The organism is Seonamhaeicola marinus (genome assembly GCF_008085455.1).
In genome coordinates this window covers 1-202 of sequence record NZ_VSDQ01000508.1, presented here as the reverse complement: position 1 = coordinate 202, position 202 = coordinate 1, and the positions used below count along the sequence as shown (strand labels likewise).

At 33.2% G+C, this 202-nt stretch carries 1 protein-coding gene; it reads right to left on the bottom strand.

Annotation, left to right across the window (positions count from 1 at the left end):
• Positions 1–202: AMP-binding enzyme (locus tag FUA24_RS07985; protein WP_449441422.1), on the bottom strand; the 202-nt coding region annotated here is incomplete at both ends.

Genomic DNA, 202 nt, shown 5'->3' with positions numbered 1-202 from the left:
ATAATATCTTGTACTACTTCAGGGTTTAAAAGCGTACTGGTATCTCCTAAATTAGAGGTGTCTTTATGCGCTATTTTACGTAAAATACGGCGCATAATTTTACCCGATCGTGTTTTAGGTAAACCACTTGTAAATTGTATTTTATCTAGTTTTGCTATTGGGCCAATATGCTCTGTAATTATTTGGTTTATCTCGTTTCTTA